This window comes from Paracoccus spongiarum (genome assembly GCF_030732095.1).
Classification (GTDB): domain Bacteria; phylum Pseudomonadota; class Alphaproteobacteria; order Rhodobacterales; family Rhodobacteraceae; genus Paracoccus; species Paracoccus spongiarum.
On record NZ_JAVAMQ010000036.1, the window covers coordinates 1 to 13788 of the forward strand.

At 62.2% G+C, this 13788-nt stretch carries 13 protein-coding genes; 4 read left to right on the plus strand and 9 right to left on the minus strand.

Annotation, left to right across the window (positions count from 1 at the left end; translation table 11 throughout):
- Positions 1-425: 425 nt before the first annotated feature.
- The 4 genes from Q5Y72_RS18785 (at position 426) to Q5Y72_RS18800 (ending at position 4232) form a co-directional block, all read left to right on the plus strand.
- A complete protein-coding gene (locus Q5Y72_RS18785; RefSeq protein WP_305964935.1) occupies positions 426-2414 on the plus strand; it encodes a Tn3 family transposase in 1989 nt (662 codons plus the stop codon).
- A gap of 8 nt (positions 2415-2422) precedes the next feature.
- Positions 2423-3034 carry a plasmid pRiA4b ORF-3 family protein gene (locus Q5Y72_RS18790; RefSeq protein WP_128490517.1) on the plus strand — a complete coding sequence of 204 codons (612 nt, stop codon included), beginning with the start codon at positions 2423-2425 and terminating at the stop codon, positions 3032-3034.
- Between the two features lie 128 nt (positions 3035-3162).
- Positions 3163-3756: a recombinase family protein gene (locus tag Q5Y72_RS18795; RefSeq protein ID WP_305964936.1), complete on the plus strand. Its 594-nt coding sequence runs from the start codon at positions 3163-3165 to the stop codon at positions 3754-3756.
- Complete coding sequence (locus Q5Y72_RS18800; RefSeq protein ID WP_241656938.1) at positions 3753-4232, plus strand: hypothetical protein; 480 nt, start codon at positions 3753-3755, stop codon at positions 4230-4232. Before Q5Y72_RS18795 ends, Q5Y72_RS18800 begins: the two co-directional genes overlap by 4 nt.
- Before the next feature lie 194 nt (positions 4233-4426).
- On the opposite strand, the gene Q5Y72_RS18805 is transcribed toward Q5Y72_RS18800, so the two are convergent.
- From Q5Y72_RS18805 to Q5Y72_RS18845, 9 genes are read right to left on the minus strand one after another with little or no spacing between them, the layout of a single operon-like run.
- Positions 4427-4579, minus strand: a complete 153-nt coding sequence (locus tag Q5Y72_RS18805; RefSeq protein WP_157835931.1) for a hypothetical protein — start codon at positions 4577-4579, stop codon at positions 4427-4429.
- 13 nt (positions 4580-4592) lie between these two features.
- Positions 4593-5960 carry an NADH-quinone oxidoreductase subunit N gene (locus tag Q5Y72_RS18810; RefSeq protein WP_305964937.1) on the minus strand — a complete coding sequence of 456 codons (1368 nt, stop codon included), beginning with the start codon at positions 5958-5960 and terminating at the stop codon, positions 4593-4595.
- Complete coding sequence (locus Q5Y72_RS18815; protein ID WP_305964938.1) at positions 5960-7420, minus strand: complex I subunit 4 family protein; 1461 nt, start codon at positions 7418-7420, stop codon at positions 5960-5962. The genes Q5Y72_RS18810 and Q5Y72_RS18815 overlap by 1 nt, the downstream gene beginning before the upstream one ends.
- A gap of 11 nt (positions 7421-7431) precedes the next feature.
- Complete coding sequence (locus Q5Y72_RS18820) at positions 7432-9330, minus strand: NADH-quinone oxidoreductase subunit 5 family protein (protein ID WP_305964939.1); 1899 nt, start codon at positions 9328-9330, stop codon at positions 7432-7434.
- Complete coding sequence (gene nuoK / locus Q5Y72_RS18825; RefSeq protein WP_050532696.1) at positions 9327-9638, minus strand: NADH-quinone oxidoreductase subunit NuoK; 312 nt, start codon at positions 9636-9638, stop codon at positions 9327-9329. The genes Q5Y72_RS18820 and nuoK overlap by 4 nt, the downstream gene beginning before the upstream one ends.
- Positions 9635-10153, minus strand: a complete 519-nt coding sequence (locus Q5Y72_RS18830; protein ID WP_078523484.1) for an NADH-quinone oxidoreductase subunit J family protein — start codon at positions 10151-10153, stop codon at positions 9635-9637. The genes nuoK and Q5Y72_RS18830 overlap by 4 nt, the downstream gene beginning before the upstream one ends.
- Positions 10150-11049 (minus strand): complex I subunit 1/NuoH family protein, encoded by a 900-nt coding sequence (locus Q5Y72_RS18835; RefSeq protein WP_043847419.1) that lies wholly within the window; start codon positions 11047-11049, stop codon positions 10150-10152. The genes Q5Y72_RS18830 and Q5Y72_RS18835 overlap by 4 nt, the downstream gene beginning before the upstream one ends.
- The gene (locus Q5Y72_RS18840; RefSeq protein WP_305964940.1) at positions 11046-13175 is read right to left on the minus strand and encodes a heavy metal-binding domain-containing protein; all 2130 of its coding nucleotides are present in this window, start codon (positions 13173-13175) and stop codon (positions 11046-11048) included. Before Q5Y72_RS18840 ends, Q5Y72_RS18835 begins: the two co-directional genes overlap by 4 nt.
- Positions 13175-13537, minus strand: a complete 363-nt coding sequence (locus tag Q5Y72_RS18845; RefSeq protein WP_043847423.1) for an NADH-quinone oxidoreductase subunit A — start codon at positions 13535-13537, stop codon at positions 13175-13177. Before Q5Y72_RS18845 ends, Q5Y72_RS18840 begins: the two co-directional genes overlap by 1 nt.
- Between the last annotated feature and the right edge of the window lie 251 nt (positions 13538-13788).

Below are 13788 nucleotides of genomic sequence, written 5' to 3' on the forward strand. Positions count from 1 at the left end.
TACGTTCCTTACGCCCGTGCTGGCCCTTCTGCTCGGTGTCATCGCGTTCGATGAGCAGATCGGACCTCTGTTGATTCTGGGTCTCTTTCTGAGTGGTTTCGGCGTCCTGATCGTCGAACGGAACAGCCGGGGCCAAATCGCTCCGACCGCCTAGTTCAACGCTCATGCCGCTGGCCACACGTGCTGCCCTTCAAGGCGACCGCCGCTGAAACCACGACATGGCGGTCTGCGGATCGACGCTGGCGACCTCGATGAGCCGATCGGGGTCCAGTATCCGAAGCCGCCGATAGTGGAAATGGACGATCTTCTCCTTGGCCCTGCTGGCCCGAAGCTGCATATTTGGGCTTTTGAGAGAACATGTTGAGAACAAAAGGCTGATTGACGGCCAGACCTGATGTTGGATGATGCTTGCGTCTGGAGGTGTCATGACAGAGCAAGCATTTGCCACGGTGTGGGGGCTTTCGTATTCCGATTTTGAATTTCTCAATCGGTTTGGGGCGAAGTCTCGGGTAGCGATTGCATGCCAGCTCGTCTTTTTTCGCCAACATGCACGGTTTCCTGCCGACCGCAGTGATCTTGACCCTGATGTGATCGCGTACGTTGCGGATCAGATTGGGGCAACAGACGATCTTTCCTACTCATTTTCCAGTGATACCGCGCGGCGGCAACGTGCGGGCAATCCGATATTATCCGCCTTGGATCAGATTATCCGATTTGCGGAAGCTGGTCGTCGGGTGGTTTCTGAAGATGATACTCCAGCAGGGATTCTCCCCGGGAAATGGCGCAACACAGTCATTGAGGAGAACGGCCGGGTCAATGTTGTGTCCTTTGAGCTCTGTGTGCTGACGCAACTGCGGGAACGCATCCGTGCCAAAGAAATCTGGATTGAGGGCGCGGACCGGTACCGCAATCCGGATGATGATCTGCCGGGGGACTTTGCGGAACGACGAGATGACTATTACGCGGATCTGAGGCTGCCGCAGGATTCCAAGGGCTTCGTAGCACGCGTGAAGGCTGACCTGGAGCAGGAACTTTTCCTGCTGAATGCGAGGTTGCCTGACAATGATAAGGTGCGCCTGCGGTGGAGTGGGGAAAACCGGATTTCAGTTACCCCGCTGGCTCCAGTTCCTGAGCCTCCCGGCTTGGCTGCGCTGAAAAGCGAAGTCGCTCGGGTCTGGCCCATGACGGGGCTGCTCGATGTGCTGAAGGAAACGGCGCTGGATACCGGGTTTCTGGGAAGCTTTCAGACCTCGGCCAGCCGGGAAGCATTGCCGTCAGCCGTTCGAGATCAACGCCTGCTGCTGTGCCTTTATGGGTTGGGAACGAATGCGGGCCTGAAACGGGTGGCATCAGGCTCATCCGATGTCAGTTATGATGAACTTCTGCACATTCGGAGGCGGTATATTGATCCGGCCTCCCTGAAAGCGGCTTGCGCGCAGGTTGCCAATGCAACGCTTGCGATCCGTAACCCAGAGGTCTGGGGCATGCCGGGGACGACTTGTGCGGGAGATTCCACCAAGTTCGGAGCTTGGGATCGTAACCTGATGACCGAATGGCACGCGCGCTATGGCGGGCGGGGTGTCATGATCTACTGGCATGTCGAGCGCCAAGCGACCTGCATCTATTCGCAACTGAAGCGTTGCTCATCCTCTGAAGTCGCAGCCATGATCGAAGGCGTCCTGCGACATTGCACGGATATGGAAATCCAGAGGCACTATGTCGACAGCCATGGCCAAAGCGCAGTCGGCTTTGCCTTCTGCCACCTTCTGGGCTTCGAGCTTGCACCGCGTCTCAAGGCTATCGCGCGACAGAAACTGGCCCTTCCGAGTACGGGTATGCGGGCGCAACTGCCCAATCTGTTGCCAATTCTATCAGGCGTCGTTGATTGGGATGAGATCGAGCGTCAGTATGACGAAATGGTCAAATACGCTGCGGCCATGCAACACGGCACTGCTGATCCTGAGGCTATCCTGCGCCGGTTCGCCCGTTCCAACGTGATGCACCCCACCTACAAGGCGCTGGCAGAGCTTGGCCGCGCCATCAAGACGATTTTTCTATGCCGGTATCTGCGCTCAGAGGCCTTCCGCAGGGAAATCCACGAAGGGCTGAATGTCGTGGAGAACTGGAATAGCGCCAACAGCTTTGTGTTCTTTGGCAAAGGTGGTGAGATTGCCACCAACCGCGTACGGGATCAGGAAACTGCCGCCCATGCGCTGCACCTTCTGCAGTCATCGCTGGTCTATGTGAACACGAGGATGGTGCAGTCTATCTTGCGCAATCCCGACGTGGCCGCACGCTTGTCACCGGAAGATTATCGCGGCCTGTCCCCGCTCATCTACCTGCACATCAACCCTTATGGCCGCTTCGAGGTCGATCTGGATAAGCGGATCGATTTTGAACGCATGGCCGCATAGAGGCGCTCATGGCGAAAAAAGACCCCCAAGTTTTGCGGCTGAAAATTACCCTTGAACACGTGGAGCCTGCGCCGTGGCGGGAGATCGAGATCCGATCGGACAAGACCTTGCCACATTTGCACGACGCCATTCAGGCGGCTTTCCTATGGTATGACATGCACCTGTGGGACTTCGGGATCGGTGACCGCAAATACCAAATGAAGAGCGAGGACTTTTGGGTCGAGCCAATGTGGGGACCGCCCGTAATGGAAGTGACCACGAAGAAGGTCGACTTTTTCCTAAAAACCAAGGTGCCGCCGGTCATTTATACCTATGACTTTGGTGATGACTGGATGCACCGGGTTGAGTTGATCTCGAAGCGCCGCGTTGTGCCGAACGAGCCCTTGCCGCGTTTTGTCGGCGGTCAATGGGCGACCCCGCCAGAGGATATCGGAGGCCCACCGATGTACGAGGCATTCAAGGAGGCGCGCGAGGACGCAAGCCACCCAGAACATGATTGGGCGAAGGAAGCCGGATACGTTGACTGGGCTCATGATGAAATCCACGCCGATGTTGTCAGGGAGCGCTTCACGAAGTTGCAGACCCAGAAACGGCGGGAGCGAAATTTTTGGATGGAGTAGTCTTCAGGTTCGTCATTTTGGGTATGCCTATAATGATATCTCGCGTGAACACTGAAACAAACCGCTTTTGTGTTCACTTTGGGTCCGTTTCGAGATAATGAACAGGTCATGTCAGAGGCACACCCAAAATGAACACTTATCAGGCCAAAATCGGGTACGCGCGCACCTCGACCGTCGATCAGAACCTCGATGCGCAGATTGCTGCCTTGAAAGCGGCCGGGTGCGGCATGGTCCGCACCGAGCAAAAGAGCGGGGCTACCCTTGATGGTCGACCTGAGTTGAAGACGATCCTCGACTTTATCCATCCAGGTGAAACCTTGGTGGTCACTCGGATCGACCGACTGGCCCGCTTGATGCAGGATCTCCAGACCATCGTTGCGCGGCTGAAAGAAAAGGGTGCGCATCTGGCGGCGACAGAGCAACCTGTCGATACGTCGACCGCTGCGGGCAAGGCCTTCTTCGACATGCTTGGGGTCTTTGCAGAGTTCGAGACCAACCTCCGTCGGGAGCGGCAAGCCGAAGGCATCAAGGTTGCTAAACGGAAAGGGGTCTATCGAGGTCGCCCGCCGAAGATCGATATGGCGGCCATTCAGACCAAACTTGGCGCAGGTCTCTCCCCAACGGAAATTGCCCGCGAGATGGGGATCTCGCGCGGGACTGTCTATAAAGCAAAGGCTGAAATGCTGACGAGTAACGAGATCACAGAGGTGCCGACTGCATGAAAAAGCCCCCGCGCAAGCGACAGCCTTCTGCGCCCAAGGCGCCTGCGCAAACACGGGTCAAGGTGCAACCCCCACGTAACCTGACCCCAGAGCTTTGCGATCGGCTGCGCCGGGACATGATGAAGGCATGCCTCGCTGTGGCAGAGACGCACGGACTGACAGTCGAAGGGGGCGATCTCACGGATATCGACCTGCGCCACAGTTTTGAGATCAGCTTCCGCGTCGGCATCCCGCAGGAGGACGGCGCGATCTATTCCCCGAACAAGGCCATGTTCGAGGTTCTCGCACCTCATTTCGGGCTGGAGCCCTCAGACTATGGTCGCACCTTCCGGTCGAAGGATGAACTGTTCCGCATCGTCGCCATCAACCCCAACAGGCCGAAATATCCTGTCAGTGCTGAACGCGTGTCGGATGGGCGGGGCTTCAAGTTCCCCGCCGATAATGTCGCCATGTACCTCCTGCGGTCAGACCCGTGATCCGTACCGCATTTGTTCCGGCAAAAGCCCAAATATGCAGCTTCGGGCCCTTTGGGCCATTACCTGATGCCGCGATGGATGATCTAGGTGATCTATCTGTCCCCGATCATTCCGCCTCCAGCGGTTTCAACCTGTTTGCACATGCGATGATGCGCGCTGACGATTGTGGCAGTGGTCGATACCCTGTTCGTGCTTTATGCGTAGATTTTTTTTGCCTGCTTGCCGGTCTCGGGACCCAGCACCTCATCTACATCATCGCGCGCAAAAGGTGCGCGCGCGAATGTCCGATGCTCTTCGCTTGAACGCGTCTCAAACCGGCGGGCTGGCCCGGTCACCTTCAAATCCATGCCGATGTCTGGTCTACGGCCCGGGCAGGATTCCGGCCGCGAGCCCGATGAGCAGCGTGGCAAGCACGGTGACCACGACTGTTCCTTGGGTCAGAACTGCGCCCACCTCTGACGGGTGCTCTGTCGAAGAAGTTCGATACATCGGCACCATCAACCGCAGGTAAACTCCAAGTGCCAGCACCGAGTTCAGGACGCCGATGATCGCAAGCCACAGATACCCGGCCTCGACCGCTGCCGAGAGCAGGTAAAATTTGCCCACGAAGCCGAAGAGCGGCGGGATGCCGGTCAGTGACAGCAGGAACACCACCATCGCCGCGCCGAGCCACGGACGGGTGCGCCCGAAGCCTTCGAGATCGCCCAGATCGCGCCCGGCCAGCAGGACAACCGCAAAGGCACCGAGGTTCATCGCCACGTAAGCGGCGGCAAAGACCAGAATGCCCGGAACGGCAAAGCCGCTGGCCCCGAGGGCCACGACGCCCATCAGGAAATATCCCGACTGTGCCACCGAGGAATAGGCGATCAGGCGCACAAGGTTGGTCTGCACCAGTGCGGCGAGGTAGCCATAGGTCATTGTCGCCGCCGCGATCACGGCCAGCGCCAGAGGCCAGCCACCGTCACGGGGCAGGTCGCGCAGGACCTGCGCGAACGCGAAAAAGGCGGCCGCCTTGGTGATGACGGACAGGTAGGCCGCGATCGACACGGGCGCCCCCTGATAAGCGTCCGGTGCCCAGAAATGAAACGGCACCAGCGATCCCTTGTAGCCCAGACCGACGATGATGGCGATCAACCCGGCGATGGTCACAAGTGTCTGGCCCTGCAACTGGCCCAGCTCCGAGAACAGGGTCGAGCCGGTGCCGCCGAACCAGAAGGTCAGCCCGTAGATCATCACCGATCCGGTGACCGCGCCGAAGACGAGGTATTTCATCGCCGCCTCGGTGGCGGCATCGTCGCGGGGCCAGGCCACAAGCGCGAAAGAGCCCAGACCGGTCATCACGACACCGATCACCACCACCATCATGTCGCCCGCACCCGACAGCATCAGCGCGCCAAGGGTCACGAGCACGACGAGGGATTGAACGCTGCCTTCGCGCGGGCGACCGGCGATTTCGGCCCGGACGAGCAGCAGGGACAGCGCAGTGCCGGGCAGCAGGATCAGCTTGGCCCAGCCCGAGATCAGGTCGATCCGGTAGGTGCCACCGAATACGGTGGCGTCGACGCTCAGCATCGGCAGCGTCAGGATCGTCGCCGCCGCAAGCCCGGCCAGACCGATGGCCAGCACCAGCCGCGCCGCGCGAAACATCTCCGCAACGATCATCAGCATCGCAGCGGCGGCCAACGTCAGCTCCGGGGCCAGAAGCGCAAGATCACGGCCCATCTCCATCAGTTGCCGAGGCCCGTCATGGTGGTGTGGATCATGTCAATGAGCCAGCCGGGTGCGACACCGATCAGAACGGTCAGCACAAGAAGCGGCAGGATCACCAGCTTTTCGCGCTGGTCCAGATCCGGCATCTCGGCCCACTTGTCGTTCATCTCGCCAAGAAACACACCCGCGATGGCGCGCAGGTAGAGTGCTGCGGTGATCACGATTGCGAGGATCGCGATCAACCCCCAGGGCATGCCGTTGAGCGTGGCGAGGAAGATCTGGAATTCGGCCGGGAAATGCGCCAGCCCCGGCAATCCGAGAGAGGCGAAAGCCGACAGGATGAAGGCCCAGCCGAGCCACGGCACGCGACCCAGCAACCCGCCGAAATCGCCGATTCCGCGGGTATGGGCCCGGTCCTGCAACATCCCTACAAGGAAGAAGAGCGCCCCCGTGACCAGACCGTGGCTGACCATCTGCAGGGTTGCGCCATCCAATGCGATGGTGCGGATGCGCGGCTCTGTCGCCAGTGCGGCTACGGCGACACCCATCACCACGTACCCCATGTGGTTAACGGACGTGTAGGCGATCATCTTTTTCAGGTCGCTCTGCGCCAGTGCCGCGAAGGCCCCGTATAGCGCACTGACCACCCCGAAGGCGAGGATCACCTGTCCGGCCTGCGCGAAGGCCTCGGGCGTCATCTGGTAGGCAAAGCGCACAAGCCCGTAGGTGCCGAATTTCAGCATCACACCGGCGAGGATCACGCTGCCCGCCGTGGGCGCCTGCACATGCGCCGCGGGAAGCCAGGTGTGGACCGGGAAGGCCGGGATCTTGACCGCGAAGGTCACGAGCATTGCAATCAGCGCCAGCATGGCAGGAAGCCCGCCCAGTGCGGTGCCCTCGACCCAGACACGCATGTCGAAGGTGCCCGATCCGAGGTAAAGCCCGATGATCGCCAGCAGGAGCGGCAGCGAGCCCAGAAGCGTGTAGAGAAAGAACATGAGTGCGGCCCGCTGACGCTCTTCATAGCCCCAGCCTGCGATCATGAAGTACATGCCGACCAGCGAGACCTCGAAGAAGACGTAGAAGAGCAGGCCGTCAAGCGCCATGAACGTGCCGAGCGAGGCGGTTTCCAGCATCAGCATGAGCACCACATAGGAGGCCGCCCGCTCCCCGATCCGCGCCGAATACAACGCCGACAGGAAAAACAGAAGCGAGGTCAGCAGCACCAGAGGCAGGCTCAATCCGTCCACGCCCAGCCGGTAGGCCGCGCCGATGGCGGGGATCCAGGCGATTTCCTCGACCTGGGCGAAGTCTCCGGCCACGATGCCGCGCGCCCAGATTGCCAGTGTGATCAGGAACACGGCCCCCGTGGCGGCGATGGACACCGCATGTGCCGTTCGCGTGGACCGGTCGGGCAGCGCCATGAGCGCGAGACCGGCAAGGATGGGCAGGAAGGTGGCAATGGTCAGAAGCGGCATGGGCGCGATCCTCAGAAGTAGAACGGGGCGGCGAGGAGTACGCCGGTGACGAGAGCGATTCCGGCGACGGTCAGCGCCATTTCGCGGTGGATAAGGCCGCTTTGCAGACGGCGGGCGCGGGTGCCGAGGGCGATTGTGCGATCGACAAGGCCAAAGATCGCACGATCGATGGTGTCGCGGTCAAAACGCAGGCTGGCCAGCCCGAGGGACAGGTTGAGCCTGCCCACCGCGTTGAGCAGCGCCAGAAGACTGTCTTCGGCGCGTTCGATCCGGCGTGACAATGCTTGTGTACCTGCGACGATGCCGCCCAGCACGACACGGCGGATGATCCAGGCATCCAGGCGGTCGCAGAGCCGTGCCAGGGCCAGCGTCGGGCGGACCACGAGGGCGTCCATGCCACCTGCGAGCGGGAAGCCGTTTCGTGCTGGCGCAAGCAGCGGACCCAGAAGGCGGGCGGGGGCCAGCAGCCAGCCAAGCGCCAGCCCGGCCAGACCCACCGCCAGCCCCATGGCCGGGACGATCCAGCCGGGCTCGGCCAGATGCGCGCCCAGCATCGCCTCCAGCGGTTTGAAAACAAGGCCGAGCGTGGCGGCGAGTGCCACGAGAACGCCCATGCCGACGGCCATAAGCGGCACTGGATCGTGGGGCTTCTCCGGCGTGCCGGACCACAGCACCTTCAATGCCCGGCCCATATAAGCCCCGGTCAGCACCGACCCGGCAAGGGCCAGCGGCAGCAACCACGCGGCAGAGGGGCTATCGAGAGCCGCGGCGAGTATTGCGTCCTTGGAATAGAAGGCAGCGAGCGGTGGCAGCCCGGCCAGCGCCAGAGCTGCCACGGCAAAGCCCGCAAAGATGCCGGGCCGGGTGCGACCTGCGCCCGCAAGCGTGTCAAGATCCGTGCTCTCGCGGTCGTGCTGGAAGACGCCGGCGCCAAGGAACAGCGCCGACTTGATCGCCGCATGGGCGATCAGGTGCAGAAGGGCGGCGATGGGAACCCCGGCCCCCACCGCGATCAGCATCAGCCCGTACTGGCTGGCGGTTGAGGCGGCGAGCAGACGCTTGAGGTCCGTTGCGGCCAGTGCCATTAGCCCGGCAATCACCGCCGTCGCCCCGCCGACAATCCCGATTGCCAGAAGCGCGCCGCCAGGCAACATCGGTGCGGTCCGGATCAGCAGGATCGCCCCCGCCGCTACCAGCGTGGCCGAGTGGAGCAGGGCAGACACCGGCGTTGGTCCCGCCATCGCCCGCATCAGCCAGTCCTGCATCGGCACCTGCGCCGACTTGCCCATCGCCGCGAACAAGAGCAGCAGGCCCGCGATCAGCGCCGGGGTGCCGGTGGTGGCAAGCGTGGCCGATATCTCGGAGGTTCCGGCGATACCGATCAGCAGGAAGGCCGCGAGGTAGAGGCCCAGATCGGCCGTCCGGGTATAGAGGAACGCCCTCATGGCCGCCCCGGGCACTCCGTTGCGTCCGTGCCAAAACCCGATCAGAAGGTAAGAGGCGAAACCGATCATTTCCCACGCCGCCAGAAGTGTGATCCAGTCGCCCGACAGCACCAGAAGTTGCATCGCGGCCACGAACATCAGCATGGTGCCGAAAAAGCGGGGGCGTTCCGGATCCTGCGCCATGTAGCCCGCCGCATAGGTCAGGACCATGGCCGCGACGGTCGCGACGACCAGCGCCAGCGTTGCCGTCAGCGGGCTGGCCACCAACCGGATCGGCAGGTCCGGCAGGAAAGGCAGACTGGCCGTGATATCCGTACCGCCCGCCACCCCGGCGAACAGCGCAATTGCCCCGGCAAGGCCCAGGGCTGCGCCGATTAGCGCAATCGCCTCCGGCGCCCGCCGCAGCGCAAGGGCCGTCAGGCCCGCGCCCAGGGGCGCGAGGATCGTCAGCGCCAGCCAGATCACCCCTTGAGCTCCCGCGCTTCTTCCATCTCGACCGACCCGCGCGAGCGGAACCGCGCGATGGCGATGCCGAAACCCACGGCCATCTCGACCGCCATCACCGCCATGACAATTAGCACGAACATCTTCGCCGCGGTCACATCGGGGTGCAGATAGCGCCAGAACGCCACGAGATTGAGCAGTGCCGCGGCAAGGATCAGCTCGACCCCCATGATGATCATGACAAGGTTGGTCTGGCTGAGCGCGCCATAGAGACCAACGCCGAAAAGCGCCGCACCGACGCTGAGCGCGATCATGAGCTCGGGGATCATGGGGTGTCCTCCTCTTGCGGGGCGATGGCGACCATGGTCGCGGCGATCATCGCGGTCAGGATCATCAGCGCCGCGCTTTCAAAGATGAACATCGAGCGTCCGAGGATTTCGCGTCCCAGCAAGCGCGCCTGTTCATCGGCCCCGGGCACGTCGGGCACGGGGCCTTGCCAGCCGGCGGTCCAGATCACCACAAGCGCGGCAACCAAGCCAATCCCGCCTGCCCAGAGCGACAAGCGTTTCTGGTGTGTCATGTCCATCTTGCCCATGCCGCCGGGGTCCATCATGAACATGACCATGAAGATCGCCATGACGCTCATCTCGGTGGCCATCATCATGATCTGGAGCACGCCCAGGAACTCGGCTTGCATGACAAGGAACATCGCCCCGATGGCGGTCTGACTGAAGAGGAGCGCGATGGCCGAACGCACCATGGAATGCGTGCGAAAGACGACGATCCCGAACCAGATCGCGGCAACACCGAAAAACGCGAGAAACAGGGCGGTGGCAAGGCTCATATCGGCACCACGAGGGCGATGACGCCCACAAGGAAGATATTGGCCAGCGCCAGGGTGATGCCGAGCTTCCAGCTCAGTTCAAGATACTTCGCCTCGCGCAGGCGCGGCAGTCTGGATCCGAGCGCAAGCATCCCTGCTGCCACGGCGAGCGTCTTGAGCGCAGTCCAAACCCAGCCCGGCAGCCACGGGCCAAGCCAGCCTCCGAGGTAGAAAGTGACGGTTGCGCTGGCCAGTGCGACGATGATCACAAGCCGTGCCAGCCGCAGGACGGCCAGCCGCGCGCCGGTGTATTCGGCCTCGACTCCACCCGCCAGATCGCCGCCGCCGGTGGGCAGGTCGATGGGCGGCAGCCAGGCGACACCCATCGCCGCGATGACGAACAGGACGAAGCCGATGGGCTGATAGGCGACGTTCCACAGCGCCGCCTGAGACAGGACGATCTGGGTGGTGGAGAGCGACTCCGCCCGCATCGCCACTGCCGTTATGGGCATCACGATCAGCATGGCATAGGCGATGAACTGGCCCAGAAAGCGCCAGCCGCCGATCATCCCATAAGCTCCGTTTGGCCCCCAGCCCGCCATGATAAGGGCAACCAGTACATAGGCCAGCGCGGCGTTCAGAAACAACGCGCCAATGGCCAGATCGGTAATGATCAGCCCCGGCGCCAGCGGGATCACCGCCACCGACAGCAATCCCGCGACCAGCAGTAGGACCGGGCCGGATTCGAAGAAGAGCCGGTCGGGCGTGCGGGGCATGATCTGTTCACGGCCCAAAAGAGCAAGTGCCGAAGTCGCCGGGCGTGTCAGGCTCAGGCGTCCGTGAACCGCCCAGCTTTCCAGAACGGCCACTGCGTAGCAGCCGACAGCAAGCGCCAAAAGGATCATCGCGATACTCATTGTGACGCGCTCCAGGGATCAAGATCGAGCGAGGCGATTGCGGTCAGTGCGTCGGCAAGTTCCATCTGCTTTATCAGGTCGGGCACATGCGCAGCGAGTGCCGCGAAAGGTGTGGTCAGATGGGTCGAGGAAACCATGCCACCCTTCAATGTCAGGTGCAGGGTTGCCGGTCCGCGCGGTGTTTCCAGTGTGGCCATGCCATGGCCGTCGCCTTTTGCACGCGGCATCACTGGTATCGCAATCGCGCCCGCCTCGGCTATCAGATCAAGGCTTTGCGCAATCTCCGCACAGCGTTGGCGTAGCCGCGCCATCGCGTCGCCTTCATCCTGCGTGATCGGTTCGAAACCTAATTCGTCGTAGACCCCGTCGCCGTGTCTGGCATCGGACGCATGGCCCGCCGCACGTGCCACAGGACCTTCCGATGCTCCCTGAAGCGTCCCGATCCCGGTCAGTTTTGGTCCCATAAGTGATCGGTTGAGTGCAACGTGCAGAAGGCTCGTTATAGAGGTTGCTTGCTCTGCCACCTCATCCGCTTTAGCCGTCCGGACGCGGTGTTCCATGGCCGCCGCCCGGCGCCCCAGCGGTGCAAGGCCCGCTTGTCGAGCCAACCCGGCAAGCCAGTTGAGATGGCTTGCGATCCTTTCGCGTTCAACCGCCGCGGCGCGCGCCGTCAGCACGTCTTTCGGCGCGGTCTGCCCTGTTGCAGCTTCGGCAGCGCGGCAGGCCAGTTCGCGCATCGCCACAGGTGACAGGGGCACCGCGTCTGCAAGACTTGCAGCAAAGTCTTCGAGAGCAACGCCTGATGGCAGCGCTGCCGCCTCCATCCCTCTGATCTCGGCGCCCGCGACGCTGTCTCCATCGAGGGTCAGAACCATATGCAGTCCGCTTGGCAGACCCGGGAAGAATGGGCCGAATGGAGCGTCTATCCATTCCATCACCAACCCGTCGGGGCTGACCGGTTTGCCTTCCGTCAGCTCGACCATGGACATGAAATGTGGCTCGATCCCCGGGATGTCGGGCGCTGCGCCGTGGCCTGCGTGGCCATGATGCTCGCTATGCGCATCCTGCTGCCCGTGTGCGCCATGCGCAGCGTGCCCCCCTTGGCCCTCTTGGGCTGGCGTGTGCGCGTGGTGCTTGTGACTGCCATGTCCACTGTGCGCGTGGCCTCCGGCCTCGGCCTGCGGAACGAGGTCCATGCCGCATTTGGGGCAGGAACCCGGTGTCTCGGAGGTCACCTCGGGGTGCATCGGGCAGGTGTAGGGGCCTGTCGGCTCCGAGGCCGGTTTGGCGTGATGGCCGTGGCCGTGATGCGCATGATGACCTTGGTGCGCGTGCTCTCCGGCCTCGGCCTGAGGGACGAGGTCCATGCCGCATTTGGGGCAGGAGCCGGGCGTGTCGGAGGTGACCTCTGGGTGCATGGGGCAAACATAGGAAGTGGACGCCTCGGCGCTGGTCACAGCATCCGCGTGATGATGGGCCTTTTCTGCTTGCGTAGAACCCGTGGACGATTTCTCATGGCCCTCATGGCCCTCATGGCCCTCATGGCCCTCATGGCCCTCATGGCCCTCATGGCCCTCATGGCCGTGCGACGCCGCGCCGGAAACGCGGCGTTCCACAAGGAACATCCCGCATTTCGGGCATTTGCCGGGTTCGTCCGAAACGACTTCGGGATGCATGGGGCAGGTGTATTCGATCCGCTCCGACAGGGCAGGCGCATCAAACTCCGTGATGTCTGGTGCAAAAGCCCCATTGCGGAGCAGTTTGCGCAGATCCTCCAGTCCGGAGATCAGGCCCGCCTGCGACATCTCCGCCGTCACGTCGGCAGTGGGCAGAGGGCCAAGATCGACCTCACCAAGCGCCAGAATGCACCGGGGTCGCGGCATCTGGGCCCAGACGACGCTGGCCGCATCGGCCAGCGCAGTGGGCAAGGGCCCCGCGATCAGCAAGACGTTCGCGTGGCGCGGCGTCACCGCGCGGATCAGCCCTGCGGCGTCCAGATCGAGACCACGGGCATTTGCGATATCCTCACCGGGAATAACGAACGCGCGCAAGTCCCGCGCCATGGCCCCGGCGACCAACCCGCGGAAACCGCGCAACAGACCCTGACGTGCTCCGGACAAATCCATCATTGCCGCCTCAGCGCGCCCTGGCTCCATCCATAGAGCAGGCCGAGAAACAGGATTGCGAGAAAGACACCCATGTCGAGCAGGGCAACCAGCCCCTCTTCACGGTAGACGACCGCCCAAGGGTACATGAACGCCATCTCCATATCGAAGGCCAGAAACAATAGCGCATAGCCGTAATACTTGGCGTGGTATCGGACCCAGACCGGATCGCGGGCCAGCGTGCCGGCGGTTGCGGGCACGTCCTTGGCGGGTTCGGCACGGGCCCGCCCGATCGCACGGGCGAGGGCATAGATGCTCAGGACCAGCCCGACCGTGCCGAACGTCAGGCCGAGCAGAATGGCGTATTGCGTCAGTTCACTCATGTCCGCACTGGCTCCTGTCGTGCTTGGCCTTTTTTGCCAGATCTGGTACCGCGCACGAAAAAGCCGTGCGTAGTCCTTTCCATCCACGTTAACGCAAGGACGCTCAAAAAGAAAAACGATTACGAAAAATTACTTCCCCAACCTGACGACGCGACTTGAAGCAATGAGATTTTGAAAGTCGCGGCGCCTTTGTCAGCAGCAACCATGCGGATAAATTTCATCGGCACGATGGATTGCTGATTTCAAAATCA